Genomic DNA, 25,950 nt, shown 5'->3' with positions numbered 1-25,950 from the left:
GGCCGCACGTTCAGCGAGATGACGTAGATACGCGGCAACTTCCGTGAGCGTCCGCTCGGAAAGAGCCGGTTAAGGCCATCGAATAACCGGATGACCCCGCGCGGCGCACCGGGCCTAGCGGCCCGGCGCCCCCGATTATTCCGCCGGCACGGTGGTCGGGCGCTTGGCGGCCGGCACCACGTCCTCGTTGCGCTGGAGGATCTCCAAGGCGGCGTCGGCCTCGCGCTGGCGGCTCCACATCGCGGCGTAGACGCCGTCCTGCTCCAGCAGGGTCGCGTGGTCGCCGCGCTCGACGATGACACCCTTGTCGAGGACGATGATCTCGTCGGCGTTCACCACCGTGGAGAGGCGGTGGGCGATGACGAGCGTGGTGCGGCCCTGGCTCACCGTGTCCAGGGCGTCCTGGATCTCGCGCTCGGTGAACGAGTCGAGGGCCGAGGTCGCCTCGTCGAGGACGAGGATCGGCGGCCCCTTCAGGATGGTGCGGGCGATGGCCACGCGCTGCTTCTCGCCCCCCGAGAGCTTCAGGCCGCGCTCGCCCACCGGCGTGTCGTAGCCCTCCGGCAGGGCAGAGATGAAGCGGTCGATCTGGGCGAGCGACGCGGCGGCGCGCACCTCCGCCGGGGTGGCGTCCCAGCGGCCGTAGCGGATGTTGTAGCCGATGGTGTCGTTGAACAGCACCGTGTCCTGCGGCACCATGCCGATGGCGGCGCGTAAGGACGCCTGCCGCACGCCGGCGATATCCTGTCCGTCGACGAGGATGCGGCCCGCCTGCGGCTCGTAGAACCGGAACAGCAGGCGCGACAGGGTGGATTTTCCCGCCCCCGAGGGGCCCACGATGGCCACCGTACGCCCCGCCGGCACGTCGAAGCTGACGCCCCGCAGGATCGGCCGGGCCGGATCGTAGGCGAAGCGCACGTTCTCGAAGCGCACCACGCCGTCCGACACGGCGAGCGGGAGGGCGTCCGGCCTGTCCGCGATCTCCGGGTTGCGGTGCAGGATCTGGAACATATCGTCGATGTCGATCAGCGCCTGTTTGATCTCGCGGTAGATCATGCCCATGAAGTTGAGCGGCATCGAGAGCTGCACCAGCATGGTGTTGACCAGCACGAAGCCACCGAGCGTGGTGCGCCCGGCCATGATGTCGGTTGCGGCCAGCCACATCACGATGGTCATGCCGATGGTGAAGATCACAGCTTGGCCCGCGTTGAGCACCGCCAGCGAGACGTAGGTCTGCGTCGAGGCCTTTTCGTATTTCGCCATCGAGACGTCGTAGCGCTCGGCCTCGCGGAGTTCCGCGCCGAAGTACTTCACGGTCTCGAAGTTGAGCAGCGAGTCGACCGCTTTGGTGTTGGCGTCGGTGTCGGAGTTGTTCATCCGGCGGCGGATCTCGATGCGCCACTGCGTCGCCTTCCAGGTGAAGGCGAGGTAGGCGGCCACCATCACGAAGACGACGACGGAGTAGATCCAGTCGAACTCGTAGGCGAGCACGCCGATAACGAGCAGGAACTCCACGATGGTGGGCACCAGCGTCAGCACCATCAGGCGCGACAATTCCTCGATGCCGCCGCGCCCACGCTCCAAAACGCGGGTCAGGCCGCCGGTCTTGCGCTCCAGGTGGAAGCGCAAGGAGAGCCGGTGCATGTGCTCGAAGGTCTGGAGCGCGAGGCGCCGCACGGCGTGCATCGCCACCTTGGCGAACAGGCCGTCGCGCACCTGGGTCAGCCCCGCCATCAGGATGCGCGAGAGGCCGTAGAGGCCGATGAGCAGCATCGGCGCGGCGAGCAGGCCGGTGGGTATGGCGGCCCCCGGTTTTGCGTCCGTCATCGCCACCAGGGCGTCGGTGGCCCACTTGAAGGTGAAGGGCGTCACCATGGTGACGAACTTGGCGACGATCAGCAGGCCGAAGGCCAGGAAGACGCGCCGCTGCAGGTCGGGCCGGCCATGGGGCCAGAGATAGGGCCAGAGGCGGCGATAGGTGGCCACCAGGCCGGGCCGCGCGGGCGGCGCGGCCGCGACCGGTGCCGCCGGGGCGGGGTCGATGTTCATTCGGGTCCAGGGCTCGGGATTAAAATGCGTTGGATCCGCATATAGGCGCGCCGGCCCGCCGGCGACAGCCACCCGTGTCGGCGGGGCGGGTGCGCGTGGACCGCAAGGGGCGCCTGCGCGTCAGGCCGCCCCGGCCAGCCGGCGGAGCACCGCGTCCCGGCCGATCAGCGGCAGCAAGCCGGCGAGGTCCGGCCCGTGCTCCAGGCCGGTGATCGCGAGGCGCAGCGGCATGAACAGCGCCTTGCCCTTGGCCCCCGTGGCGGCCTTCACGGCGTTCGTCCAGGCTTTCCAGGTCTCGCCGTCCCAGGGCTCGGCCGGCAGGAGGGCGGCGGCGGCCCCGATGAAGGTCGGATCGGGCAGGACCGGGGTCACGGGCCCGGCGACGACGCGCCACCAGTCGCCGGCCTCCGAGACCTTGGCGAGGTTGGGCCGCACCGTCGCCCAGAACGACTCGGCGCGCTCCGGCGGCACGCCGAGGGCCGTCAGCCGCTCGGCCACCTCGGCGTAGGGCATGGCATGGACGAGGCGGGCGTTGAGCCCGTCGAGCTCGTGCGGGTCGAACTTCGCCGGCGCCCGCGAGATCTGCGCCAGATCGACGAGGGCGGCCAGTTCGTCGAGCCCCGCCACGGCGCGCACCGATTCCGCCGAGCCCGTGAGCACCGCGAGGGAGCGCACGGCGCCCGGCTCGTAGCCGGCCTCGCGCAGGCCCCGCAGCGAGAGGTGGCCGAGGCGCTTCGAGAGCCCCTCCCCGTCCGCCGTGGTCAGGAGGTTGTGGTGGCCGAAGACCGGGACCGGAGCGTCCAGGGCCTCGAAGATCTGCACCTGCACGCCGGTGTTGGTGACGTGGTCCTCGCCCCGGATGACGTGGGTGATGCCCATCTCGGCGTCGTCCACCACGGAGGGCAGGGTGTAGAGGTAGCTGCCGTCGGCGCGGATGAGGACGGGGTCGGAGAGCGAGGCGCAATCCACATGGGCCTCGCCCCGCACGAGGTCGGTCCAGGCCACGGTGCGCACGTCGAGCTTGAAGCGCCAGTGGGGGTGGCGGCCCTCCGCTTCGAGCGCGGCGCGCTCGGCCTCCGTGAGGCTCAGGGCCGCCCGGTCGTAGATCGGCGGCTGGCCGCGCCCGAGCTGGCGCCGGCGCCGCCGCTCCAGTTCCTCTTGCGTCTCGTAGCAGGGGTAGAGCCGGCCCAGGGCCTTGAGCCGTTCGGCGGCCGCGTCGTGGCGCGCCACCCGGTCGGATTGCCGCGCGAACAGGTCGGGCACGATCCCGAGCCAGGCCAGATCCTCGGACACCGCGTCCGCGAAGGCTTGCGTCGAGCGCTCCCGGTCGGTGTCGTCGAGCCGCAGCAGGAAGCGCCCACCCCGGGCGCGGGCGAACAGCGCGTTCAGCAGGGCGGGCCGGGCATTGCCGATATGCAGGTAGCCGGTGGGGGACGGCGCGAAGCGCACGAGGGGGGCAGTGGTCATGGGGGTCTTTTAGGGTGGGGCGTGGGGGGTGGGCTAGTCCCTGGGTAGGCGCACTCCGCAGGGCTGTCTGGAAGGCAGACTTTGACGCTGAACGGTGCCAACAGGCGCCGAAGTGTTTTCCGACCTCGTCGCCCTACGGCAGCGATTACCCGACATTTGGAAACCTGACATATTTTTCCGACATCGGGAGCGCCGTTCCGCGACGCTGGCAACCGATCATGCCGAGATGTCCGGGAAACGATCGTTTTCCACGACTACTATATATAGAAACTGTAGGTTTATGTCGTTTTCGAAGTCGATGTCAGCGGGGTGTCGGAGCCGATGTCAGCCGATGTTCGAGCGCCTCGATCTGACAATCCGCAAATACTTCGATGCCGTGCTGGCGCAAAAGCGCGGCAGTGACTCCGGATCCCGCGTGCTTCGTCGCGCCGAAGCTGCCGTCGTAGATGAACCCGCTGCCGCACGAGGGGCTTCCATCGATCAAGAGCGCGAACCGGCACCCGTTCTCGACGGCAAGTTTCAGCGCGGCGTGAGCCCCCGCGATATAGAGGCCCGTAACGTCACCGCCCGTCGCCTCGATCACCTTCGCCGTGCCGGTCAAGACTGCATCGCCATCGCATCCGTCCGCGATCTCGGCAGCAGGACGCGGGACGCTGAAGCCGGCAGATAATTCGGGGCAGACGACGACCAACCTTCCCTCCGCCGCCAGTCTTTCCAACAGCGGATGCGAGAGGGCTTTGGCAGAGCCGTTGTAGCGAACGGGCCTACCCATCAGGCAGGCGCTCACCAGCACCTTGGCCGGCTCGATCGCGGCTCGCTGCAAATCGCCGTTTCCGACTTGGGGGATCATAGATGCGGGTCCGGGAAACCGTATCGCTCCGATAGAGCAGCGAGGATCTGCGAAGCAAGCGTTACACTTGCCGTTCGGTCACGCCCAACGTGGCTGCTGCTGCGCGGGCCTGCGCGCGGGAACAGACCGGTAGGGCGGCCGGAGGGCGAAGCACCGCCGTGCGCCGCTCCGTTTCCTGCCAGCGCGGTCCGGGGATAAGGCTCAAGTCAGGTGCCCGCTCCGCCATCTGCCGACATCCACTTCGAAAGAAGTGCGACCTGCTGACACCGACTCTGACTGCCAGCGACATCGACTGTGACCATCGCCGGCCCCGCTTAGCAAGCGGTCATCCACCTCCGGCTGACATCGACTTCGAAAAACGACAGTTTAGCTTAGGCGCCCGCTCGCGGGTTGCCGGCGCTCAAAGCAGTTCTCACCCCCGCGTCCCCCACCGCACCCCCATCCAGCTCGGGACACTCGAATCCGGCCCCAGGGCAGGGCCGCTGCCGCTGCGCCCCACGAAGGGGCTCAGCGCCAGGGTCTCGGGGATGGCGCCCTCGAACGCCTGCCCCTTGGCGGACGGACCCGCCTTGCGGAAGCGCCGGAGATCGCCCGGCACACCGCCTCCCTGGCGGTGGGCTGGAGGCCGAGGGTCCGGGCCCCGGCATCACGAGGTTTCGTTCGGCGCGGGTTTCGAGTCGGACGCCGTGCCTACTGGCGCGGCGCGGCGTGGCGAAATTCTACATGTCGCTTTGGGTGGCTCCGGTTTCGTCCCGAACGACACAGGTGAAACGCAATGCGCGCCAGTTTACGGAACGTCGATTGACTTGAAAAACCGCATGGTGTCCGATTTCCACGGATCGGGGATTTGGACACTGGAGATCCGGCGCGGTGAGCACTGAGCTCCAATCCATCATCGACTTGTCCTACGATGCGGTCCTCGATCCGGACCTGTGGCCCGACGTGCTCGACCGGGTCGCGCGCGCGGTCGGCGGGCGGGGCGCCGTCCTCGTGTCCCACGATCCGGCACGGACGGCGCGGACCACCCACTCGCAGGCCCTCGACGCCGTCGGTGCGGAGTATGGCCGGACCTGGTGGCAGCGGGACACGCGCATCGCCCGCGCGCGGACGCTGCGGTTGGGGCCCGGCTCGATCGTCGTCGACGAACACCTGTTCGCGCCGGGCGAGACGAGGTCCGACCCGTTCTTCCAGGATTTCTTCGCCCGGCACGGCCTCGGAAATCTCGGCGGCTACATCGCCTCCGACTTCCGCAGCCCGCACAGCCTGGCCCTGAGCGTGCCGCGCGCCCTGAATCGGGGCGCCTTCGACGGGGCCGAACTCGAGCGGCTCCGCGTCCTCGGCCCCCACGTCACGCGCGCCTTCCGGATGACAGCGGCCTTCACGGCCACGTGCGCCCGCGCCCACACCCTCGACACGCTGATCGACGGGGCGGGGATCGGCCTGATCGAGCTCGATGCGGGCGGACAGGTCCGCGCCGTTTCCGCCGCCGCCGAAGGGCTGATCGGCCGGCACCTGCGCGTCCGGATCGGACGCCCCCCGGAGCCCCTGAACCCGAAGGAGCGCCCCAAGCTCGCCGCCCTCCTGGCCGCCTTCCTCGGCGTGCCGCCCGGGGACGGCCCGCGCGCCTGCTTCATTCAGGGCGCGGAGCGCACCCGGCCCATCCTGGTGAGCGGCCTGCCCCTCCGGGGCGCGGAGGTCCTCGGCGTCGATCAGGGCCTGCTGCTGCTGATCCAGAGCCCGTTCGCGGCCATCATCGCCTCCATCGCCCCCAAGCTCGTCCAGCTCGGCCTGACCCAGGCCGAGGCGCAGGTCGCCATGCTGGTCGGGCGCGGGCACAGCCCCCGGGACGCCGCGCGGCAGATCGAGGTCAGCGAGCACACCGTGCGCAGCCAACTCAAGGCCGTTTACGCCAAACTCGGCATCGGCCGGCAGAGCGAACTCGCGGTCATCGTCGCCCGCCTCGACACCCTGCTGTAGGGCACGACGGGTCGGGCGGCGCGAGGCCGGGGCCGATCCGCCCCCTTACCCCCGCGTGCCCCAGCGAACCCCCATCCGGCTCGGGGCATTCGAATCCGGGCCCAGGGCGGGGCCACTGCCGCTGCGCGGCACGAAGGGCTTCGGCGCCAGGGTCTCGGGGATGGCGCTCTCGAAGTCCTGCACCTTGGCGAACTGGCCCGCCTTGCGGAAGCGCCAGAGGTAGCCCGGCACCACCGCCTCCATGGCGGTGGGCTGGAGGCCGATGCCCTCCAGGGTGCGGCCCTCGGCCTTGGCGGCCTCGGACACGACGTTGTCGGTCTGGAGCAGGGTGACCTGATCGCGGGTGAGCTTGAGGGCGTCCGGCAAGAGGCCGAGGGTCAGGGTGTCGACCACCTCCAGGGCGCGGGCCTGGAGCAGGGCCGCCGGCAGCGGCAGGGCCACCACCGCGCGCTTGCGCAGCGTCACCTTGAGCATGTAGCGCACCAGGGCGTCCAGGGTCTCGACCTCGGGGCCGCCGAGCTCATAGACCCGGCCCGCCGGAACGTGGCCCTCCACGGCGCGCGTCACGGCCTCCGCCACGTCGGCGACGTAGACCGGCTGGAAGCGCGTCTCGGCGCCCGCGAGCGGCAGCACCGGCAGGGCCCGGGCCAGCGACGCGAAGCGGTTGAAGAAGCTGTCGCCTGGCCCGAACACCAGGGAGGGGCGCAGGATCACGTGGGCGCCGCCGGCCTCGGCCACCTTGGCCTCGCCCAGCGCCTTGGTGCGGGCGTACTGCGAAGTGGAATCCGCATCCGCCCCGATGGCCGAGACGTGGACCACCGGCGCGCCGACGGCCGCCGCCGCTCGGGCGATGGCGCCCGCGCCCTCGGCCTGCAGCTGCGCGAAGCGCTGCTTGCCGGTCTCCTGCAGGATGCCCACGAGGTTGACGACGATGTCGGCCCCGTGGACCGCCTGGGCGATCGAGTCGGGGTAACGCAGGTTGGCCTGCACGGCCACGATCTGGCCGACCTTGCCCAGCGGCTGCAGGAACAGCGCGAGGTCCGGCCGGCGCACAGCAACCCGGATGCGGTAGCCGCGCTTGGCGAGCGCCCGGACGACGTGGCGCCCAAGGAAGCCGGACCCGCCGAACACGGTGACGAGCTGCGCGGCGGGGCGGGTCAGCGGAAGGGTCTCGAAGCCGGTCATCGCGCGTTACGTCTCGAAATGCGGCCCCCGTGCATCATCCGGCACCCCGAGGGAAGCGCGGATCGACGCCGGTCCGTAGCCTGATGCACCGTATCTAGACCACTTCCCGGCAAGACGGGAGGCCGCGCGGTGAAATTCGGACCCGGCTGTTCCGGGGGCGAAGGCGGCCCTCAGCGCAGGCGCGCCTGGGCCTGCGGGCCCGCGACTGGGGTGCGCCGGCTCAGGCCCTTGTGGACGTGCACCATCAGGGCGATGCCGAAGAGCGGGGTGACGAGGTTGAGCACCGGCACCACCATGAGGCCGGCGAGCAGCACGCCGGCGAGGAGGGTGGTGCCGCTGTAGTGGCGCCGCATGGCGCCGGCCTCCGCCATCGGCCGGAAGCGCCCGGCGGCGAGTTCGAAATACTCGCGCGACAGCAGGTAGGCGTTGGCGCCGAAGAACGCCACGAGATTGACCCCCGGCACGAAGAACAGGATCAGCGCCACGAGGTTCACCAGCAGGGCGAGGCCGGCGAAGCGCACCGCGTAGAACATCGCGGTGCCGAGGGGCAGGGCAAGGCCCGGCGGATCGCCGGGGAAATCCGTCCGCTCGACGATCTCGGCCGCATCGTCGAGGAAGTAGCCCGCCACCAGGATCGACACCGCCGGCATGATGTAGGCCAGCCCCACGAACAGGCCGGCGCCGGCGAAGAACACCGCCAGGGTGTCGAGGAAGGGATAATCCACCGAGAGGTGGTGCTGGGACAGGAACCAGTTGATCGCCCGCGTCAGCCCGAACCAGACGAGGACGAGGATGCCCGCCGTGAGCCCGAGGGACTTCCACAGGATCGCGCGCAAGGGGGCGGAGAACACCTGCCGGGCGGCGGCGAAGGCGGCCTGGATGAGCATACCTGAGAATCCCGTCGTCTCGAAGTCGGTCCGGTCGTGAGGGCCCGGCCTGCGTCGCCCCCGCACGCACCGTGTCCCGAGGTTCTGGCCAAAGGTTCTGGCTATGGCCGTGCGCGGGCGCAAGTGCGGGCCATCTCTTCCCCGGCCGTCCCGCAGGCGCGGGACGATGATTCGCGGCAACCCTGGACGCTTGAGTTTTCTGTCGTGTGACGGGATTGCGACCGGCGGCGCGGTGTCGCCGGCCACCGCCCTCTGCTAGGCCCGTCACCACCTTTCAGACAGGAACGAGACCGTCATCCATGAGGACGTCCCGCCCCGAGCACGAACGCTGGCGTCCGAGCATCGCGCCGCGGTTGGCGCCCCTGCCCGACGATCCCGAGGTGATCGTCGTCGGGGCGGGCGCCGCCGGCATCGCGGCGGCGCGCGCACTGACGGCGCGCGGGGTCCGGGTGGCGGTGCTGGAGGCGCGCGACCGGGTCGGCGGACGGCTCGTGACCGTGTCCCTGCGGGGTCACGCCGTCGATCTCGGCGGGCACTGGCTGCATGCGGGACCGATCAACCCGCTGGTGCGGCTCGGCACCGCGCGGGGCGAGCCCCTGCGGGTGGCGGCGCAGGACAGCCACCTCTGGGTCGGGCGCCGGCACGGCCGTCCGGCGGAGGCGGCGGCCCTCGGCCGTGCCTTCGCGATCGCCGACCGGGCCATGAGCACCCAGGCGACCTGGCCAGGGCCGGACCGGGCGGCCGCCACCGCCCTGCCGCCGGGCCTCGGCCCCTGGGGCCGCCGGGTGGAGCGCGTCCACGGCCTCGTCTCCGGGCAGGGCCTCGACCGGGTCTCCCTGCAGGATTTCCCCAGCATGGAATACGGCGACAACTGCTTCATCGCCGGCGGCTATGGCGGCTACCTCGCGCGCCTCGCGCAGGGCCTGCCGGTCGCCCTTGGGACGCCGGTCACCGGCATCGACTGGGGGGGCCCGGGCGTGCGGGTGTGCGCGGGCTCCCGCAGCTTCGCGGCCCGGGCCGTCATCGTCACGGTTCCCACCATGGTGCTGCGGGCCACCCCCCTCTTCACCCCCGCCCTCCCCCCGGAGGTCGAGGGAGCGATCAGGGGATTCACGACCGGCATCTACGAGCACGCGGTGCTGCACTGGCCCTCCTGCCCGTTCCGGGGGGCGGACAGGCTCGCGAGCCTCGTGGGCGGGCGGGACGCGAGCCCCGGCCTCCTGACCCGGATCGACGGCACGCCGTTCCACTTCTTCGAACTCGACGCGCCCATGGCCGCCGCCCTCGACGCCCGCCGGGCCGGGCCGGACGGGGTCCGCCGCCTCGTGCGGACGACGCTCGCCGCGCATTTCGGCGCCCGCGCCCTGCACGACCTGAGCATTCCGGCGGTGAGCGATTGGCGCCACGACCCGTTCGCGCGCGGGTCCTGGGCGGTGGTGCCGCCCGGCCATGCGGGCGCGCGCGCCGCACTCCAGGCCCCCGTGGCGGACCGGGTCTGGTTCGCCGGCGAGGCACTGTCGCGCCTGCAATGGGGCACCGCGGGGGGCGCCTACGAGGAGGGCCAGCGGGCGGGCGAGGCCGTGGCCGACAGCCTCTCAGGCTGTCGGTGCCCGGAACGTCGACGGCGCCGGGAGGGCACGGATCGGCCCGCCGGCCGTCGCGCCCTCAGGCCACAACCTTCCGGAAGGTGACCGGCAGGATCGGGAAGATCTCCGCGAACCGGACCGGCAGGTGCGCGATCAGGTGCGGGATCGCGTCGGCCGGCCTCCCGGGGCTGAACAGGAAGCCCTGGATGTCGTCGCAGCGGCTCGCCTTGAGCATCTGCGCCTGCTCGACCGTCTCGACGCCCTCGGCGGTGACGGTGATCGCCAGCTTGTGCGCCAGGGTCAGGATCGCCTCGATGATCGCCAGGCACTCGGGCCGGCTGCCCATCTCCTTGATGAAGGAGCGGTCGATCTTGATCTTGTCCACGGGGAACCGGATCAGGTAGCTCAGCGACGAGTAGCCTGTGCCGAAATCGTCGAGCGCCACGCGAATGCCGAGGGCCCGCAATTCGTTCAGGTTGCCGATGGTCGTCGCGTTCATTTCGAAGAACACGGATTCGGTGACCTCGATCTCCAGGCGGTGGGGCGCCAGGCCGCTCGCGCGCAGCGCATCCGTCACGTCGGTCAGGAGGTCGGTGTTCCGGAACTGGATCGGCGAGATGTTCACGGCGAGCCGAATGTCCGCCGGCCAGCGCGCCGCCTCGCGGCAGGCCTGGATCAGCACCCAGCGGCCGATCTCGGTGATCAGGCCCGAGGCTTCGGCCACGGGCACGAAATCGGCCGGCGAGACGGCGGCGCCCGACTGGCGGGTCCAGCGCAACAGGGCCTCGAAGGTACGGACCCGGCCGTCCGACAGGCCGATCAGGGGCTGGTAGTGGAGGCTGAACTCGCCCTGTACGAGGGCGCGCTTGAGGTCGGCCTCCAGGTCGCGCCGCAGGCGGACCGAGATTTCGAGGTCCGGCGCGAACAGGCTGACCTTGCCACGGCCGTTGGCCTTGGCCCGGTAGAGTGCGAGATCGGCCTTGCAGAGAAGCGCCTCCGGGCTCTGGGCATCTTCAGGAGCCCGCGCGACGCCGACACTGGCGCCGATCTCCACCTGGACCCCGCCGAGGGTGTAGGGCGCGCTCAGGATTTCGATCAGGCGTTCGCCGAGGGCGACCACCTCCGGCTCGCTCCTGGAGGCGATCAGGATGGCGAACTCGTCGCCGCCCAGGCGCGAAACCAGGGCGTCCGGGGGCACCGCCCGGGTCAGCCGCTGGGCCACGCGGGTCAGCAGCACGTCGCCGAGGGCGTGGCCGAAGGTGTCGTTGACGAACTTGAAGCCGTCGAGGTCGAGGTAGAGCAGGGCGGAGGGGCGCTCCCGCAGCGCGGCGGGGGCACAGGCCTGAGTCGCCGCATCGTGGAACCGAGCACGGTTGGCGAGCCCGGTCAGGGAATCGTAGCTCGCCAGGTAGGCGATCCGCGCCTCCGACTGGCGGGTCTCGCTGATGTCGGAGCCGACGCCGCGAAAACCGAGGAAGTGGCCGTCCCGGTCGATGATCGGCCTGCCGCTGAGACGCCACCACCGCGTCGTGCCGCGCATCGTGACTTCGACCACCCGCTCGCGGAACGCCTTGCGTTCCGCCATGAGGGAGAGAATCTCCGCGATGTCGTCGCCCATCGGGCGAGGCCGGCGGGTGCCGACGAACAGGGCCTCGAAGGGGGCGTTTCGCAGCGCCGCCACGGACTCGCCCGCAACCTGCGCGATGCGCTCGGAGACGTGCTGGAGGCGCTCCTTCGCGTCGGTCTCCCAGAGCCAGTCGCTCGTATTCTCCTCGAAATCATGAAGCAGCAGGCTGATGGTCTCGTTCTGCTCGCCCACCCGGATCCGGTCCAGGATCCGCTCCCGCGACAGGCGCGAGAGACGCCCGGCGGTGACGATGACGAACAGAGCGGAGATCAGCAGCATGACGGCGACTGTCTGGGCCGCGAGGCCACCTGCGCCGAACAGGGCAGCGAAGCTCGCCAAGGCGATCGGCACGGAGAACAGCAGGCCGAGGCCGCGGAAAGCTCCGAACGTATAGGTCGTGGCAATGAGACTGGCGCAGAGACCCACCACGTACATCTTGTGGGTGGTATCCGAGGAGGCGAAGAGCACCGGCGGCATGGTGCTCCAGGCACAGCCCAGACTCAGGGCGATCAGGGCGGCCACGCGCCGGCCGGTGGCGATCTCCGCCTTTCCCGGACGCCGACGGCGATACCTCCGTGCCCCGATGGTGGCGATCGCGGACGGCAGGGCGACCGCGAGGAACAGGACCGCCAGGTAGACCGGGCTCGCCTGATCCGCGAACAGGAAGAACACCGTGGCGGCCATCATCGTGTGGAGCAGGGCGATGGAGGGCGCGAGGTCCAGCGCGTCGTCGAGATGTGCGGCCCGGACTTCCAGTTCGTAGCGGTCGGATATCGAATCCCCGCCCGAATCCGGATCTGTGCTCGCGGGCGGCGCGGAAACCGGCTCGCGCACCGGATTGTCGGCCCGGCGGCTCCAGGCTGGCTCGGGCATGCGCAGCAGCGCGGGCGTCAGCGCCGCAGGAACCGCCGCCACGGGCGAAGTGGGAAGGGACGACATCGATGCCATCGCCTCAAGCGGCACGGCTTGTCGGACCGCCCTTGGCGCAATCCGAGGGCGCGGATTCGTGCGCCCTAATCGTGGTGTTCGTGTCGTCCGAGCGCCGCATCGTAAAGGTCACCGGCTAATGGTCCGGTCAGCAGGCTAGAGACTGCCTTTTGATAGAGTCTTAATCGTACGCCCATCCGCCAGCCTAGAAGTTGGATTCTCGAAATCCTGGCCCTTGAAAGTTGGGTCCCCGGCGGCTGAAGACGCACGGCGGCCCGACCGGGCACCCTCCCGTTCGACCCGGGTTCCCAGCCCCCTACAGGCTGACATGCGGGCCGATATTCTCGCGCGCCAGGGGCTCCAGGAAGGCGGCGCCGATGCCGTCCTCAAAGCGACGCGCGACCGTGGCGGGGGTGCGGCCGAGGGTGATCTGCATGCCGGGTTCCAGCCGGATATCCACTTGCAGGGCGGCGCCGGAGGCGGAGACATTGATGAGCCGGCCCGGGACCTGAACACCCGAGGCCGTCGTCACGAGAATGTCGGGGCGGTCCGGCACGAAGCGCGGATGAACGCGGCGCGGCGTCGGATCACTGTCTTGGTCCTCGGCGAGGTCCAACAGGCGCCGAACCATTACGGGGATCGCGACGTCGGCACGCGTGACACGGGCGACGAACGCCGCCTTGTTGCAATGGACGACGAGCACTTCCAGCGTGCCCGCATGGCGAAGGCTACAGGTCAGCGTCTCACCGAGGCCGGGGATCGAAGCAGCACGGAAACGCAGGCCGGCGACGGACAGGTCCGTCGTCACCGCATAGAAGTCTGGTCTGTACCGGCTCCAGCAGAGTGCCGGCAGGATCAGCCGCGTGTGATTTCCGTTCAGAGGATCGTCCATGTGCCGCCTGGAGTTGCAGACTGACCTAAGATCGTTCTCCTCGGAGATTTCTTTATGGAAGTGCGAAGAATTTGAGTGATCGCCGGCATCCTATGCATCGGACGCACCGGTAGCGCCGCCGCGAGCGGGAGCCACGCGGGCAAGCGCTATGACGATCCGTCGCCACGCTCGAAGGGCGATGATGCGATCGCGGATGGCGCGGAAACCCGCCCGGTGTCGCCGGACCGGCGCCGGCCACTTGGATCAGCCACTCGGACGAGGCTTTGGACCGAGCCTCAGGGCTGGCAATCGCTCGCCGTCGGCATCGTCTCGAGCCGGGTCAGATCGCCGACCACGGCAAACTCGCCGTAATTGAGCCGCAGCGCACCGCTGACACCGTTCTCATAGAGATCGAAACTGAGCACGTAGACCGGTGTGCGCTCGCCTTGGCCGGGGATGTAGTAGCTCAAGGTCACGGGCCAGCGCGGCAGGGCGGCCATCGCGCCGTCCCGGAGCGGCTTGTCCCGATCGCCGCCCTTGTCTCCGGGCGCCGGGCTGCTTCCGGGGGCCGGGGCTTGGCGCCCGATGACCGCCAGGGTGTCGTAGACCTTGCGTCCGTCGTCCGAGCCGTCGAAGACCTTGACCGAGACCGTGCTCAGGCCCTCGCGCGCCGCTTGGATCAGCCGCCGCATGTGGACGGTGGGGAACAGGATCTCGCCCGTGTCCTGGAACTGGTCGCGCTTGGGCTCCTTCAGCTTGACCTTCAGGAGATCGGGCGCCGCCTCGGCCGTGCCGTCCACGGACTGGCCCGGCGTACCGTTGAGGACCGTGCTGGTTTTGAAGCGGTAGCTGCGCCCGTCGCCACTCTCGAAGGTGGTGTTGCGCAGGTCGGAGGTCCGGCTCCCCGTCTCTCCGCTCTCCAGCACCGTCACCTGCCGGGTCTGCATCGTGTAGCCCTTGCAGGCATCCCCCGTGAAATCGATGACGATGCGCCCGCGCGCGCTCTCCACGGCACGCGTGCCGCTGCTCTCGGCCAGGGAGAGATCGTACACCGCCCGGTGGTTGGCCAGTGAGATCGGGGCAGCGGCGCCCGCCGCGCTCGCGCAGAGCAGGATGCCGGCGACGCCCGGACACACGGTGCTCCGGACGGCGATCGATGCCTTCGCCGCACGGGCAAGCACGCTTGAACGATGCATGGACTCTCCTGACAGAACCGGCCCGGCGGGTGCGGACATCCGCCGGCCCCCCCTCAGATAGGGCATGGGGCCGGGTCAAGCGAGGTTCGCCGGCCGCGCGACGCGCCCTAGATTTCCCCGTGCCGGAACCAAGACCAATCGACGGCAAGATCAATCGACGGGAAGGATATGCCGATGGATGCCGATACCCTGCGCTCGCTCCAGGCCCCGATCAAGGACCGCTACCGGACCGCCCCGGACTCGGCCGTGGTGACTCTGCGAGCCCGGGGGAGCCTCGACGACACCTCCATCGCCTGCAAGGTCGAGACGGGCCGCGCCCTCGCGGTGGCGGGCCTGCACCCGGCCACCGGCGGCTCCGGCGCCGAACTTTGCTCGGGCGACATGCTGCTCGAGGCACTGGTGGCCTGCGCGGGCGTGACCCTGAAGGCGGTCGCGACCGCGATCGGCGTCGACCTGCGCTCCGGTACGGTGAGCGCGGAGGGCGACCTCGATTTCCGCGGCACCCTGGGGGTCGACCGGCAGGCGCCCGTGGGCTTCCAGGCGATCCGTCTCGCCTTCGCGCTCGACACCGACGCCCCCCAGGAACAGCTCGACCAGCTCCTGAAGCTGACCGAGCGCTACTGCGTCGTGTTCCAGACCCTGAACCACAAGCCGGAGCTCGCCGTCGCGCTCGCCCGACCTTCCGCTGCGCGGGACGCCAGGTCCGCGCAGGACTGATCCGCGCCGGCGGCTTTCTCCATCGGGGTCCGTGATCCCGGTGCCCCGCCCGGCGCCGCGCCCGGGCGCCGCGATGGTGTGCTTTCGACGACATGATGATTTTCGAGTGGATCGTCGGCGTCCTGTTCGGCGCCGTACTCCTGGCGGGCCTCGCCCGGCGGTTGGGCGCCCCCTATCCGGTGTTCCTGGCGCTGGGCGGAATCGGCCTCGCCTTCGTTCCGGCGGTGCCCAACCTCGTCCTCGATCCGGACCTGGCCCTGGCCCTGTTCCTGGCGCCGGTCCTGCTGGATGCGGGTTACGACACCTCGGTGCGGGACCTGCGCACCCATTGGCGGCCGATCGCCGGCCTCGCCTTCGGCGCCGTGGTGGCGACCACGGCGGCCGTGGCCGTGATGGTGAAGTGGCTCGTGCCCGACATGCCCTGGGCCGCCTGCATCGTCCTCGGCGCTGTGGTGGCGCCCCCTGACGCGGTCGCTGCCCTCTCGGTGCTGCGCCACGTCACCCTGCCCCATCGCCTCACCACGATCCTGCGCGGCGAGAGCCTGCTCAACGATGCCGGCTCGCTGCTGATCTACCGCCTCGGCGTCACTGCGGCGGTCTCCGGTACGTTCTCGGTCGCCGAGATCGGGCCGACCTTCGTCGTCGGCATCCTCGGCAGCCTCATCGCCGGGCCGGTCCTCGCCCTGCTCTACAGCGCCGCCACGCGCCCGGTCGCCGATGCGCCGAGCGTCATCGTGCTGCAGTTCGTGGCCGCCTTCGGGATCTGGATCGGCGCCGAGCACGTCCACCTGTCCGGGGTGCTCACCGTCGTCACCTTCGCCATCACGGTGGCGCGCATCGCCCCCGGACACACGCCGCCGCGCACCCGCATCGTGTCCTACGCCGTCTGGGACACGGCGGTGTTCGTGCTCAACGTGCTCGCCTTCGTGCTGATCGGCCTGCAGATCGGACCGATCCTGGAGCGCCTGACCCACGCGCAGCAGGTCTCCTACGCCCTGGTCGGCGCAGCGGTGTTTCTCACCGTGGTGGTGGTGCGCTTCCTCTGGGTCCTGCCGACGGCGCACCTCGCCCGCCTCGGCGCCGACGGCACCGCGACCCGCGACCGTGGCCTCTCGGCCGGCATCGCGGTGTCCTGGGCGGGCATGCGCGGGATCGTCACCATCGCGACGGCGCTGGCCCTGCCCGACGGCGATCCGGGCTTTCCCTACCGCGACCTCATCGTGCTCACCGCCTTCTGCGTGATCATCGGCACGCTCACGATCCAGGGACTGACCCTGCGCCTCCTGCTCGGCCGCCTCGGCCTGGAGGACAACGACCCCGTCGGTCGCGAGATCGGGCACGGCCGGACCGAGGCCTACCGCGCCGCCCTCGAGACCCTGACGAATGCCGGGGACGCCCCGTCCGAGGCCCTGCGTGAGGAGTTCCGCGTCGCCCTGGAGCAGGCCGAGGCCCGCGACACGGGCTTCGCCTCCGAAGCGCTGCCCGCCGACGCCGCCCGGCGGCGCGCCATCGAGGCGGCGCGCGACCGGGTGCTGGCCCTGCGCCGCTCCGGCGACATCGGCGACGACGCCTACTACGTGCTGGAGGAGGAGTTCGACTGGGCCGAGATGAACGCGACCCCGCGCGGGGAGAATTGAGAGTACACCATCTGGATCTACGCACCGAAGCCGGAGGGGTCGGATTAACCCGGCGCAGCGGGTCCGCTAAACGGCCCGATGGCGGTCCTGCACCTTGCCGGCCTCCACCGTCGCGCGCGCGGCATCGGCACGCGTATGGCGGTCGAAGATCGTCGGGGCGATCGTCAGGGCGGTCAGGCAGGCCACGGACATCCCGGCGATGATTCCCGCCACCTGAAGCGCATACCCGGAAGCGCATACCCGTATGTCATGGCGCTCACGCCTCGGCTCGAAAGAACGTCAGCACGATCTGTCCGACAATATGTGAGGACGCCGCGCCGAGAAGCAAAATTCCTCCGCCATCGGCCAGGACATCGTCGTGCTTGCTCGCGATGGGATTGATCAGCGCGGCCGCAAGCGTGACGATGGCCACGGAGTTGAACAGGGTCGCGACAAGCTTCACGCGCTCGTTCCAGCGCTTGCCCGATGTTTGAGATCAACCGATCGGCATGCGGGGGCCGGCGCGCGCCGCGCCCGACGCTCAGCCCACCACGCCGAGCCGCCCCTCGATCGCGTCCCAGACCGAGATCGCGAGGTCGGGCCCGCCGAGGCGCTTGATCGCCCGGATGCCGGTGGGCGAGGTCACGTTGATCTCGGTCAGGTTTCCGTCGATGACGTCGATGCCGACCAGGATGAGGCCGCGCCGGCGCAGTTCGGGACCGATGCTCGCACAGATGGCGCGCTCGCGCTCGGTGAGGTCGGAGGCCGCCGCCGCCCCGCCCCGCACCATGTTGGAGCGGATGTCGTTGAGGGCCGGCACCCGGTTGATGGCCCCCATCGGCTCGCCGTCGACGAGGATGATGCGCTTGTCGCCCTCGGTGATGCGCGGCAGGAAGCGCTGCACCACCCATTGCTCGCGGAAGGTCACCGAGAACAGGTCGAACATCGAGCCGAAATTCGCGTCCTCCGGCAGCACCCGGAACACCGCCGCACCGCCATGGCCGTGGAGCGGCTTCATCACGATGGCGCCGTGCTCGGCCCGGAAGGCCTCGATCTCCGCCTTGTCGCGGGTGATCAGCGTCGGCGGCATCAGTTCGGGGAAATCAAGGACGAACAACTTCTCGGGCGCGTTGCGCACCTCCGACGGGTTGTTCACCACCAGGGTGCGCGGATGGATGCGCTCCAGCATGTGGGTGGCGGTGATGTAGGCCATGTCGAAGGGCGGATCCTGGCGCATCAGGACCACGTCGACACCCGACAGGTCGATGCGCTCAGGCGCACCGAGGGTGGCGTGCGCCCCCTCGACGTCCTGCACCGTCAGGGCCTCGACCCGCGCCGTCACCGTGTTGCCCTGCATCGACAGCCGGTCGGGAGTGTAGTGCAGGAGCCGGTGCCCGCGGGCCTGCGCCTCCAGCAGCAGGGCGAAAGTGGTGTCTCCGGCGATCCGGATCGCCTGGATCGGGTCCATCTGGACTGCGACGGTCAGGGCCATGGTTTCACATCTCCGTCCTGGAACCTGCCCCGGCCGTGCACGACGCCCGCGATGCCGGAGGGCCCCCGCCTATTTCTGCGACCGGCCGCCGGTGCGCCGATCGTAGTCACCGATGGCGTTCTTGCACTCGGGGGAGAGGCGCGGGCGGTTGCGCTCCATGCAGCGCTCCGCATCGGTGCTGTTGGGATCGACCCCGGCGCAGAGGCGGAAGTAATCGTTCGCGCAGCCGAGCTGGAGGCCCTGGTCCTCGCGCTGGGCCTGGGCAGGGTTGGCCGCCAGCATCAGCAGGGCGAACGGCGCAATCTTGAGGACCCTGCCGAGGCAGACGGTCGAACTCGAGGGTCGTGCGGTAACCACGCGCATGCTGCGGCGTCCTTCGTTGCGAATGAGATGGCATCTGGATGAAACGGCGTCGGGACGTGGCGCGAGCCTTCGCTCGGAAGCTGCCGGAATATCGGGCCTGCCCCGCCCTTAGCAAGCGCCTCGGGCGCCGGGTGTTCCCGCCGCTCCCTGCCCGGCGGGAAAGCGGATCCGAGCCGCCCGCACAAAAAAGCCCCGCTCGCCGGGCGAGCGGGGCCGAGTGCAAGGGAGGAAATGCCCGCCATGGGCATTCATCCGCCATGCAAATGACGCGCCAGCTCGATTGAGCGCGAGCGTGGCAGAAAAAACACACTCGGGCGGGGCACGCCCGCTGGGTGCGACGGCGCGCCGGGTAAGCTCGGCCGAGGCGGCCCACGGCAACATTCCGTTAACCACCCCATGCTGATCTCTGCCGGCCCCCCCGGTACGCCGGAACGCCCGGAGGCGGGGGCGGCGAAACCCGGTGACGGATCGCCCAGAGGACGAATGGGATCGGAAAAGAGCCGATGAACTCCGACAGGTTGCACCCGACGCGAGGCCCCGAGCGCCTTGCCGAGCGTCCCACGGCCACCGTGGTGGCGCTCCCCCCCACCGGCCGCCGCTTCCGGCGCCCGGATGCGGATGCCCCCCGGGGCGCCATCTTGCTCTTCACGGGCGTGCGCTACGAGCGGAGTCCCGAGGCGGACGCCCCCGCGCCGCGCCTGCGCCGCCGCTCCTGAATCGCACCCCACGCAAGGCCCGCATGTCGCCCAACTTCGACACGGGCCGGCCCAGCGCCCGTCCGCCGTGGCGGCCCGGCCCGGCCGGTCTCGCCCTGTTCGCGCTCCTCTCCGGCTGCGCGCAGGAGGGAGATTTCGGGCGCTCCAAGCCGAGCGCGTGGAACAGCCTCGTCGAGACCACCGGCACCCTGGCCGCGCGGGAGCGCTCGGAGCCGGCATCCGCCTTTCCCTTCACGGACGACGAGCGGAGCTTGCGCGACCGGGCCTGGCGCTTCCTGATGCCCGCGGCCGGGCGCGACGCCTTCACCGACGTGCTGGCCAACCTCACACGCAGCCGCCTGCTGCCCCCCTCCTGGCGCACGGCCGACCCGGCCGACTACCACGACACCCTGATGGGAGACGCCTTCCGCTCGCCGGTCTCGCGTTATCGCCGCCTGTCGGAGGATATCGGCACCGACGCCCGCCTGATCCCGCAATTCGCCGCCCTGGCCGCACGGGTGAAGGAGGCGGATGCGCTGCGCCTGCGCAGCCTGCCCTTCGTGAAGACGCTCGACGACCGCGATGTCCGGCACGCCGCCATGCGTGTGGCCGAGAACCGCTGTCTGATCGCCTGGGTCCGCCTGGAGACCGGCCTGCGGGCGGCCGGCTACCGCTACGCCCTGGAGCACCTCCTGATCGAGGCGCCGGGGCCGGAAGCGGTTCAGGTGGAGCGCACCCTCGCGGCCCTGGACGGACGCCGGCCGATCCTCGACCCCCTGGTGCCGCCGGAGGCCGAGATCCGCTGCGGCCTCCTGCCGGAGGCCGACCTCGTGGCAGCGCCCGTCGCAGCGGCTCCCGTCATCGCCAAGTATTGAGCCCGGGCCACGCTCAACCGCCCGGCTTGGCATCCTCGGCCGGACTGTCGACCGTGCAGGAGACGGCCTGGACAGCCGCGTCGGCGGCCGGGCGCTGGCTCGGCAGGGCGGCGATCACCCGCACCACCACGTAGCCCCGGGTCTCCGGGGCGACGATGCGGACATCGTGGCTGACCTCGTCCTCGTCCGCATTGGCCAGCGCCTCGTCGTACTGGGCGCGGGTGAGCACCACGAGGTCGAGGGCGCCCCGCACCGCCGCCTGATCGGTGACCGCGTAGAAGGCGCCCCGGCGCCCGTGCACCGCGAGCGACATCATCAGCGGCCCCGTGCGGGCCGAGACCCGCATCGGCCCGTCGGCGAGGTCGTAGGCGCAGAGCCCCACCGCCACCGAGGGGTCGGGAATCGGGAGCCAGGTCTCGGCTCGACCCGGGGCCTGGCCGGCTGCCTGACCTGGCGCCTGGCCCGCCGCATCGCCGGCCGAGACGGTGTTGACCGGCATCGGGTGGTCCAGGGCCTCGCTGGAGCGGGCCCGCGACAGCGCGTCCGTCTCCGACAGGCGCGGGATCAGCAGCACCACGACCCCGTGCACCAGCCCGGCGAGCACGAGGCCCGCCAGGGTCGCCAGCAGAAAGCGTCCGCGCGGGCTCATTCGGCGCAGGCTCCCCGGGTGATGGCCGGCACAGCCGAGCGGTCGAGGTTGCCCGCGCTCGCCGCAACGGGCGTGTCGTAGAGGCGAAGCGCCAGCCGTACAGGGCCGCGCGGGCGGGGCATCGGCAGCCAGTTCCCCGGTTGCACCTCGGGCGAGAGGGTGATCACGAAGCGTCCGTCGGTCTCGCGCAGAATCTCGGTGGCGGTGAAGCCTTCGCGCATGGGTATCGGTCCCGGCTCGCGTGCGCCGCGACCGGCCACCGTCAGGGTCCAGGCCCGGGCGGGCGGCGTCACCCCCGCCACCGCGTAGGTGCAAGCGGCGTCGAGGGCGCGGCCGGTATCGTCCTGGTCGGCGGTGAGCAGCATGCCCTCGCCGATCGTCAAGGGAATCTCACCGCGCCGGGCGTTGACCGCGCGGGCATACGGGTCCGCCCCCGGGGAGCCGACCCGCGGCCAGGCGGTCCAGGCACCCACGCGCACGCCGCCGAAGGGATAGCCGCCCCGGGTGGCGTAATCGGCGGTGAGGAGCCCGAGTCCGGCGCCGAGCGCCAGGGCGTAGAGCACCAGCGTGACGGTGGAGGCCCGCCGGCCCCCGTCGCGCAGGAGGTCGGCTACGCGCCGGCCGGGCCCGGGGCGCGGGGCGTCCGCGCCGCCCGATCCGGAACGGGGCTCGGGGAACGCGGGTCGGGCCGGGCGCAGGCGCGCGACCGTGTCGGCCAATGTCATGCGCATGCCGGTTACGGGATGCCGATGCGGCCGCCGACCGTGCGGGCCCCTTCGGCGAGGTCGCCCGGCGCACTCACGGGACGCAGGGCGGAGGTCTTCTCCGAAGTCTTCTCGACCTGCCGGAACAGGCCGTTCATGCTGCCGATGACCTCGAACGAGCGCCGCGAGAGCTTGCCGGCCGCGCTCGCCGCCGCGTTGACGGGCGCCGCACTCGGACCCGACTGGGCGACCGCGCGCCCGGGATCCTTCAGGCCCGGCATGGGCTTGAGTTCGATGCCCTGGTGGGCCACCTCCATCACGTCGTGCCAGGTCATGGCGGGCAGCGAGCCGCCGGTCATCTTGTTGGTGGAGGTGTGATCGTCGTTGCCGAACCAGACGGCACCGACGAAGTTGCCCGTGTAGCCGACGAACCACGCATCGCGGTAGGCGTTCGTGGTGCCGGACTTGCCCGCCACCTTGATGCCCTCCAGGGCCGCGCGCTTGCCGGTACCCTCCTCGACGACCTTGGTGAGCATGAAGTTCATGTCGCCGACCACTTGGGTCGACAGCACCTGCGGCATCGGCTCATCCGCGTGCCGGTAGATCACCTCGCCGGAGGAATTCTTCACCTCCATCGCCGCGTAGGGTTTGGCTTTCCGTCCGCCATTGGCGAACACCGCGTAGCCGGCCGCCTGGTCGATGACGTTCACCTCGGCCGAGCCGATGGGCAGCGAGACGGAATCGGTGAGCTGGGTGGTGATGCCCATGGCGTGCGCCGTCTCGATGATCTTCTTGCGCCCGGCCGCCGCCGCCCGCGCCTCGTGGGAGATGCCCATGGCCTTGCCCAGCGCGATCGAGACCTGGATCGGGATGGTGTTGATGGATTTGGCCACCGCGACGGTGAGGGTCGTGGCGCCCGAGAAGGAGCGCCCGTAGTTCTGCGGGCACCAGTTGCCGATGCAGACCGGGCGGTCGACCACGCGGGTGTCGGGCCGGTACAGGCCGGCGGCCAGGCCCGCCGCGTAGACGTAGGGCTTGAACGATGAGCCGGGCTGGCGGAGCGCGTCGGTGGCGCGGTTGAACTGGCTCTCGCCGTAATCGGCGCCGCCCACCATGGCGCGCAGGGCCCCGTCCGGATCGAGGATCACCATCGCGGCCTCGTCCACCTCGTACTGGTCGCCGAAGCGGCGCAGGGTGCCCTGCACCACCTCGTCGGCCTTGCGCTGGATGGTGAGGTCGAGGGGCGTCTTGACGGTGAGCACCCGGTCGTTGCGGAAGCGGCCCGCATCGGCCATCTGCTTGATCTCGCCGAAGGCCCAGTCGAGGTAATAATCCGCCGTGATGTCGCGGGTACGGGTCACGGGCGTCGCCGGATTGCGCAGGGCCGTCTGGATCTGCCCTTCCGTGACGAAGCCGGCCTCGACCATGTTGTGCAGCACGTCGGCCGCGCGGGCGCGCGCCGCCGGCAGGTTCACGTGGGGCGCGTACTTCGTCGGCGCCTTGAACAGACCGGCCAGCATCGCGGCCTCGGCCAGGCTGATGTCCTTGAGCGGCTTGCCGAAATAATAATCCGCCGCCGCCACGGCGCCGAAGGTGCCGCCGCCCATGTAGGCCCGGTCGAGGTAGAGCTTCAGGATCTCGTTCTTGGTGAGGTGGCTCTCCAGCCAGAGCGCCAGGAAGGCCTCGTTGATCTTGCGCTCGATGGAGCGCTCGTTCGTGAGGAACAGGTTCTTGGCGAGCTGCTGGGTGATCGACGAGCCGCCCTGGGTGTTGCCGCCGCCGCGCGAATTCGAGACAAGGGCACGGGCCGTGCCGATCGGATCGATGCCCCAGTGCTCGTAGAAGCGCCTGTCTTCCGTCGAGACCAGGGCCTTGATCATGATGTCGGGAAAATCGTCGAGCTTGAGCGAATCGTCGTGCTTGATGCCGCGCCGGCCGACCTCGGTGCCGTAGCGGTCGAGGAAGGTCACGGCCAGGTCCTGGGCCTTGAGCCAGTTGTCGCTGGTCTGGTTGAAGGCGGATTGGGCGAGCGCCAGCATCAGCACGGCGCCGGCGGTGCCGATCGTCACGCCCTCGCTGGTCAGGTCGAGGGCGACCCGCTTCCAGCCGCGGACCGCGAAGACGTTCATGCGCTCCTGGAAGCGCTCGTAGGTCTCCCCGGCCGTGCGGCCGCCATCGTACAGGCTCGCGTTCACCCAGGCGTCGAAGGCCAGGGCGGCGTGCTTGATTCGGGTCGTCAGCGAGGTCGCTTTGGGCAGGCGCACCTGTGTTCCAGTCCTTGAGCACCCGGCACCGGCGCGTGGGCGGGCCCGACGATCCTAACAAGCCCCGCGCCGCGCCGCGAGGTTTCGTTGCGGGGAAAGCCCGTCGTAGGCCAAGTGGCCTGCCGTCGCAGGCCATAACCTGTCGTTAACCTTGACGCCGGATTGGGGCGGGCGGGTGGCGCGATCGCCTTGACTTTTCACGCACCCCGAAGCCCGCAACGCTTGCCCCGCCCCTCGCGTTGCGGCACAGGGGCGGACCACCCGGATTTCTTTGCCGCCTCCAGCCCAAGGTGTTCCCCATGCGGGACCGCTCGGCCGCGCGTTCCCCGACGCCGCGGGCCTTCTCCGAAACCACCCCCACCGCCCCCCCGGCCATCGAGCCGTTCTGGCGCACCAAGGACCTCGAGGCGATGTCGCCGGCCGAGTGGGAGAGCCTGTGCGACGGATGCGGCCGCTGCTGCCTCCTCAAGCTCGAGGACGAGGACACAGCGGAGGTCTACCACACGGACGTGGGCTGCACCCTGCTCGACGGGCATGGCTGCCGCTGCCGCGACTATCCCCGGCGCCAGAAGCGGGTGCCCGACTGCGTGCGCCTGACGCCGGAAGCCGTGCGCACGATTCCGTGGCTGCCGCCGACCTGCGCCTACCGCCTGGTCCGCGAGGGCCGGGACCTCTACGACTGGCACCCCCTCGTCTCGGGCCGCGCCGCCAGCGTGCACGAGGCCGGCATCTCCGTGCGCGGACGGGTTTCGGGCAACGAGGAGGAGTTCACGGCCGACGAACTCCTCGACCGGATCGTGACCTGGCCCAACCGCACGCCGGAGACCGAGGACGACGCGGAGTAGGCGCGCCTCACACCAGGTCTCGGTGAGCCCGACCCATCGGTCACGCTCATCGCGGTCCTATCAGGCTGCGAACATCGAGGGCACCGGATCCCCGGCGATGATCCGGCGGGCCTCGGCCGCGTCGAGGTGCATGCGGGCGATCAGGGCCTCGGCCCCGTCGAAGCGCTCCTCGCCCCGGATGAAGTCCAGGAACTCCACCGCGATCTCCTGGCCGTAGAGGTCGCCGGCGAAATCGAACAGGTTGACTTCGAGAAGGGGCGCGCCGTCGTCGAAGGTCGGGCGCCGGCCGTAGCTCGCCACCCCGTCCTTCACGGCGCCATCGGGCAGGCGCACCCGCACCGCGTAGATGCCGTGCGCGAGCCCGCAATCGGAAAGCGCCATGTTGGCAGTGGGATAACCGAGGGTGCGCCCGCGCTTGTCGCCGTGTCGCACCGCGCCGGAGACGAACCAGCGATAGCCCAGGAGCGCGTTGGCCCGCGCCACCGCGCCCTCGGCCAAGGCCGCCCGGATCGCGCTCGACGAGACCGGCGCGGCGCCCTCGTTCAGGGCGACGGGGGGAATGATGCGGCAGCTCAAGCCGGCTTCCGCGCAAAGCTCGGCGAGCAGGGCGGGCGTGCCCTCACGACCCCGCCCGAAGTGGAAGTCGTGGCCGATGACGACGCCGGCCACGCCGAGGTCCCGCACCAGCAACCCCTCGACGAAGTCGCGCGCGCCCGTCCCCGCCAGGGTGGCGTCGAAGCGGCGCACGATCAGCCCGTCGAGGCCAAGATGGGCGAACACGATCTCCTTGGCGTCCGCGTCGGTGAGGCGGAACATGGGAAGATGCGGCGCAAAGTAGGCGCGCGGATGTGGCTCGAAGGTGAGGACCACCGCCGGGCGGCCGGCCGCCCGCGCGGTCTCGCGCACGGCGGCGATCAGGGCGCGATGGCCGAGATGCACCCCGTCGAAATTCCCGATCGCCGCGATGGCCCCGGCGATGGCCGGCGGGACCGGTTCGTCCGCGCGGCAGATCGTGAAGCCTTGGGCGCGCGCGGGAAGACTCGGGCCCGGCATGGATGCGGCGGGCGGGACGGCGGGTTCGTCGCCTGACGGCATCGGATCTCGGGAG

The 25,950-nt window shown here is 70.6% G+C and carries 24 protein-coding genes; 7 read left to right on the top strand and 17 right to left on the bottom strand.

Going from position 1 to position 25,950, the window contains the following annotated elements; all coding sequences use genetic code 11:
* Nucleotides 1-135 precede the first annotated feature (135 nt).
* The 4 genes from MFF30_RS06550 to MFF30_RS06535 form a co-directional block, all read right to left on the bottom strand.
* Nucleotides 136-2,049, bottom strand: coding sequence for an ABCB family ABC transporter ATP-binding protein/permease (locus MFF30_RS06550; RefSeq protein WP_238277998.1), 1,914 nt, complete (start codon nt 2,047-2,049; stop codon nt 136-138).
* A gap of 120 nt (nt 2,050-2,169) precedes the next feature.
* Nucleotides 2,170-3,516 carry a glutamate--tRNA ligase gene (gene gltX, locus MFF30_RS06545; protein ID WP_238277996.1) on the bottom strand — a complete coding sequence of 449 codons (1,347 nt, stop codon included), beginning with the start codon at nt 3,514-3,516 and terminating at the stop codon, nt 2,170-2,172.
* A gap of 301 nt (nt 3,517-3,817) precedes the next feature.
* Nucleotides 3,818-4,366, bottom strand: a complete 549-nt coding sequence (locus tag MFF30_RS06540; RefSeq protein ID WP_238277994.1) for a 2-thiouracil desulfurase family protein — start codon at nt 4,364-4,366, stop codon at nt 3,818-3,820.
* A gap of 412 nt (nt 4,367-4,778) precedes the next feature.
* The gene (locus MFF30_RS06535) at nt 4,779-4,964 is read right to left on the bottom strand and encodes a hypothetical protein (RefSeq protein WP_238277992.1); all 186 of its coding nucleotides are present in this window, start codon (nt 4,962-4,964) and stop codon (nt 4,779-4,781) included.
* A gap of 272 nt (nt 4,965-5,236) precedes the next feature.
* Between MFF30_RS06535 and MFF30_RS06530 the strand changes: the two genes are divergently transcribed.
* Nucleotides 5,237-6,343 (top strand): helix-turn-helix transcriptional regulator, encoded by a 1,107-nt coding sequence (locus MFF30_RS06530; protein WP_238277990.1) that lies wholly within the window; start codon nt 5,237-5,239, stop codon nt 6,341-6,343.
* A 45-nt stretch (nt 6,344-6,388) separates the two neighbouring features.
* Here MFF30_RS06530 and MFF30_RS06525 read toward each other — a convergent pair whose 3' ends face one another.
* Together MFF30_RS06525 and MFF30_RS06520 are read right to left on the bottom strand one after the other, a co-directional pair.
* Entirely contained in the window at nt 6,389-7,528 is a 1,140-nt protein-coding gene (locus MFF30_RS06525) for a complex I NDUFA9 subunit family protein (RefSeq protein ID WP_238277988.1), read from the bottom strand.
* 170 nt (nt 7,529-7,698) lie between these two features.
* Complete coding sequence (locus MFF30_RS06520; RefSeq protein WP_238277986.1) at nt 7,699-8,415, bottom strand: sulfate transporter family protein; 717 nt, start codon at nt 8,413-8,415, stop codon at nt 7,699-7,701.
* A 299-nt stretch (nt 8,416-8,714) separates the two neighbouring features.
* Between MFF30_RS06520 and MFF30_RS06515 the strand changes: the two genes are divergently transcribed.
* A complete protein-coding gene (locus MFF30_RS06515; RefSeq protein ID WP_238277984.1) occupies nt 8,715-10,106 on the top strand; it encodes a flavin monoamine oxidase family protein in 1,392 nt (463 codons plus the stop codon).
* Here the strand turns inward: MFF30_RS06515 and MFF30_RS06510 are convergent.
* The 3 genes from MFF30_RS06510 to MFF30_RS06500 all read right to left on the bottom strand — a co-directional run bounded on the left by MFF30_RS06510 (nt 10,081) and on the right by MFF30_RS06500 (nt 14,622).
* Entirely contained in the window at nt 10,081-12,567 is a 2,487-nt protein-coding gene (locus tag MFF30_RS06510) for a putative bifunctional diguanylate cyclase/phosphodiesterase (RefSeq protein ID WP_238277982.1), read from the bottom strand. The genes MFF30_RS06515 and MFF30_RS06510 overlap by 26 nt on opposite strands.
* Nucleotides 12,568-12,871: 304 nt before the next feature.
* Entirely contained in the window at nt 12,872-13,447 is a 576-nt protein-coding gene (locus MFF30_RS06505) for a PilZ domain-containing protein (RefSeq protein ID WP_238277980.1), read from the bottom strand.
* Nucleotides 13,448-13,722: 275 nt separating this feature from the next.
* Nucleotides 13,723-14,622 (bottom strand): cell envelope integrity EipB family protein, encoded by a 900-nt coding sequence (locus MFF30_RS06500; protein ID WP_238277978.1) that lies wholly within the window; start codon nt 14,620-14,622, stop codon nt 13,723-13,725.
* Nucleotides 14,623-14,796: 174 nt separating this feature from the next.
* On the opposite strand from MFF30_RS06500, the gene MFF30_RS06495 reads away from it, so the two are divergent.
* The gene (locus tag MFF30_RS06495) at nt 14,797-15,339 is read left to right on the top strand and encodes an OsmC family protein (RefSeq protein WP_238277977.1); all 543 of its coding nucleotides are present in this window, start codon (nt 14,797-14,799) and stop codon (nt 15,337-15,339) included.
* A gap of 92 nt (nt 15,340-15,431) precedes the next feature.
* Nucleotides 15,432-16,976: a cation:proton antiporter gene (locus MFF30_RS06490; RefSeq protein WP_238277975.1), complete on the top strand. Its 1,545-nt coding sequence runs from the start codon at nt 15,432-15,434 to the stop codon at nt 16,974-16,976.
* Between the two features lie 66 nt (nt 16,977-17,042).
* Here MFF30_RS06490 and MFF30_RS06485 read toward each other — a convergent pair whose 3' ends face one another.
* From MFF30_RS06485 to MFF30_RS06470, 4 genes are all read right to left on the bottom strand, one after another.
* A complete protein-coding gene (locus MFF30_RS06485) occupies nt 17,043-17,189 on the bottom strand; it encodes a hypothetical protein (protein ID WP_238277973.1) in 147 nt (48 codons plus the stop codon).
* 43 nt (nt 17,190-17,232) lie between these two features.
* Entirely contained in the window at nt 17,233-17,418 is a 186-nt protein-coding gene (locus tag MFF30_RS06480) for a hypothetical protein (protein ID WP_238277971.1), read from the bottom strand.
* A gap of 78 nt (nt 17,419-17,496) precedes the next feature.
* Nucleotides 17,497-18,447 (bottom strand): glutathione synthase, encoded by a 951-nt coding sequence (gene gshB, locus MFF30_RS06475; RefSeq protein ID WP_238277969.1) that lies wholly within the window; start codon nt 18,445-18,447, stop codon nt 17,497-17,499.
* A gap of 69 nt (nt 18,448-18,516) precedes the next feature.
* Nucleotides 18,517-18,810, bottom strand: a complete 294-nt coding sequence (locus MFF30_RS06470; protein WP_373320857.1) for a hypothetical protein — start codon at nt 18,808-18,810, stop codon at nt 18,517-18,519.
* A 503-nt stretch (nt 18,811-19,313) separates the two neighbouring features.
* On the opposite strand from MFF30_RS06470, the gene MFF30_RS06465 reads away from it, so the two are divergent.
* Together MFF30_RS06465 and MFF30_RS06460 are read left to right on the top strand one after the other, a co-directional pair.
* Nucleotides 19,314-19,526 (top strand): hypothetical protein, encoded by a 213-nt coding sequence (locus MFF30_RS06465; protein WP_238277968.1) that lies wholly within the window; start codon nt 19,314-19,316, stop codon nt 19,524-19,526.
* A gap of 23 nt (nt 19,527-19,549) precedes the next feature.
* Nucleotides 19,550-20,380, top strand: a complete 831-nt coding sequence (locus tag MFF30_RS06460; protein ID WP_238277966.1) for a hypothetical protein — start codon at nt 19,550-19,552, stop codon at nt 20,378-20,380.
* Between the two features lie 13 nt (nt 20,381-20,393).
* Here the strand turns inward: MFF30_RS06460 and MFF30_RS06455 are convergent, their stop codons facing one another.
* The 3 genes from MFF30_RS06455 to MFF30_RS06445 are packed head-to-tail and all read right to left on the bottom strand — an operon-like array spanning nt 20,394 to nt 23,997.
* Nucleotides 20,394-21,029, bottom strand: coding sequence for a DUF1254 domain-containing protein (locus tag MFF30_RS06455; RefSeq protein WP_238277964.1), 636 nt, complete (start codon nt 21,027-21,029; stop codon nt 20,394-20,396).
* The gene (locus MFF30_RS06450) at nt 21,026-21,760 is read right to left on the bottom strand and encodes a DUF1214 domain-containing protein (RefSeq protein WP_238277962.1); all 735 of its coding nucleotides are present in this window, start codon (nt 21,758-21,760) and stop codon (nt 21,026-21,028) included. Before MFF30_RS06450 ends, MFF30_RS06455 begins: the two co-directional genes overlap by 4 nt.
* A gap of 5 nt (nt 21,761-21,765) precedes the next feature.
* A complete protein-coding gene (locus MFF30_RS06445; protein WP_238277960.1) occupies nt 21,766-23,997 on the bottom strand; it encodes a transglycosylase domain-containing protein in 2,232 nt (743 codons plus the stop codon).
* A 410-nt stretch (nt 23,998-24,407) separates the two neighbouring features.
* On the opposite strand from MFF30_RS06445, the gene MFF30_RS06440 reads away from it, so the two are divergent.
* Nucleotides 24,408-24,842 (top strand): YcgN family cysteine cluster protein, encoded by a 435-nt coding sequence (locus MFF30_RS06440; RefSeq protein ID WP_238278035.1) that lies wholly within the window; start codon nt 24,408-24,410, stop codon nt 24,840-24,842.
* A 60-nt stretch (nt 24,843-24,902) separates the two neighbouring features.
* On the opposite strand, the gene MFF30_RS06435 is transcribed toward MFF30_RS06440, so the two are convergent.
* Nucleotides 24,903-25,937, bottom strand: coding sequence for a bifunctional riboflavin kinase/FAD synthetase (locus tag MFF30_RS06435; RefSeq protein WP_238277958.1), 1,035 nt, complete (start codon nt 25,935-25,937; stop codon nt 24,903-24,905).
* Nucleotides 25,938-25,950: the final 13 nt, after the last annotated feature.

It is taken from the genome of Methylobacterium goesingense (genome assembly GCF_022179225.1).
In the GTDB taxonomy this organism is placed as follows: domain Bacteria; phylum Pseudomonadota; class Alphaproteobacteria; order Rhizobiales; family Beijerinckiaceae; genus Methylobacterium; species Methylobacterium goesingense.
Note: the sequence above shows the minus strand (reverse complement) of the source record. Positions and strands in the feature narration are given on the sequence as shown.

Excerpts from the sequence above, each read along its gene's own strand:
- MFF30_RS06550 (WP_238277998.1), bottom strand. The coding sequence starts at position 2,049 with ATGAACATCGACCCCGCCCCGGCGGCACCGGTCGCGGCCGCGCCGCCC.
- gltX (WP_238277996.1), bottom strand. The coding sequence starts at position 3,516 with ATGACCACTGCCCCCCTCGTGCGCTTCGCGCCGTCCCCCACCGGCTAC.
- MFF30_RS06540 (WP_238277994.1), bottom strand. The coding sequence starts at position 4,366 with ATGATCCCCCAAGTCGGAAACGGCGATTTGCAGCGAGCCGCGATCGAG.
- MFF30_RS06525 (WP_238277988.1), bottom strand. The coding sequence starts at position 7,528 with ATGACCGGCTTCGAGACCCTTCCGCTGACCCGCCCCGCCGCGCAGCTC.
- MFF30_RS06520 (WP_238277986.1), bottom strand. The coding sequence starts at position 8,415 with ATGCTCATCCAGGCCGCCTTCGCCGCCGCCCGGCAGGTGTTCTCCGCC.
- MFF30_RS06515 (WP_238277984.1), top strand. The coding sequence starts at position 8,715 with ATGAGGACGTCCCGCCCCGAGCACGAACGCTGGCGTCCGAGCATCGCG.
- MFF30_RS06510 (WP_238277982.1), bottom strand. The coding sequence starts at position 12,567 with ATGTCGTCCCTTCCCACTTCGCCCGTGGCGGCGGTTCCTGCGGCGCTG.
- MFF30_RS06505 (WP_238277980.1), bottom strand. The coding sequence starts at position 13,447 with ATGGACGATCCTCTGAACGGAAATCACACGCGGCTGATCCTGCCGGCA.
- MFF30_RS06500 (WP_238277978.1), bottom strand. The coding sequence starts at position 14,622 with ATGCATCGTTCAAGCGTGCTTGCCCGTGCGGCGAAGGCATCGATCGCC.
- MFF30_RS06495 (WP_238277977.1), top strand. The coding sequence starts at position 14,797 with ATGGATGCCGATACCCTGCGCTCGCTCCAGGCCCCGATCAAGGACCGC.
- MFF30_RS06490 (WP_238277975.1), top strand. The coding sequence starts at position 15,432 with ATGATGATTTTCGAGTGGATCGTCGGCGTCCTGTTCGGCGCCGTACTC.
- gshB (WP_238277969.1), bottom strand. The coding sequence starts at position 18,447 with ATGGCCCTGACCGTCGCAGTCCAGATGGACCCGATCCAGGCGATCCGG.
- MFF30_RS06470 (WP_373320857.1), bottom strand. The coding sequence starts at position 18,810 with ATGCGCGTGGTTACCGCACGACCCTCGAGTTCGACCGTCTGCCTCGGC.
- MFF30_RS06465 (WP_238277968.1), top strand. The coding sequence starts at position 19,314 with ATGAACTCCGACAGGTTGCACCCGACGCGAGGCCCCGAGCGCCTTGCC.
- MFF30_RS06460 (WP_238277966.1), top strand. The coding sequence starts at position 19,550 with ATGTCGCCCAACTTCGACACGGGCCGGCCCAGCGCCCGTCCGCCGTGG.
- MFF30_RS06455 (WP_238277964.1), bottom strand. The coding sequence starts at position 21,029 with ATGAGCCCGCGCGGACGCTTTCTGCTGGCGACCCTGGCGGGCCTCGTG.
- MFF30_RS06450 (WP_238277962.1), bottom strand. The coding sequence starts at position 21,760 with ATGCGCATGACATTGGCCGACACGGTCGCGCGCCTGCGCCCGGCCCGA.
- MFF30_RS06440 (WP_238278035.1), top strand. The coding sequence starts at position 24,408 with ATGTCGCCGGCCGAGTGGGAGAGCCTGTGCGACGGATGCGGCCGCTGC.
- MFF30_RS06435 (WP_238277958.1), bottom strand. The coding sequence starts at position 25,937 with ATGCCGTCAGGCGACGAACCCGCCGTCCCGCCCGCCGCATCCATGCCG.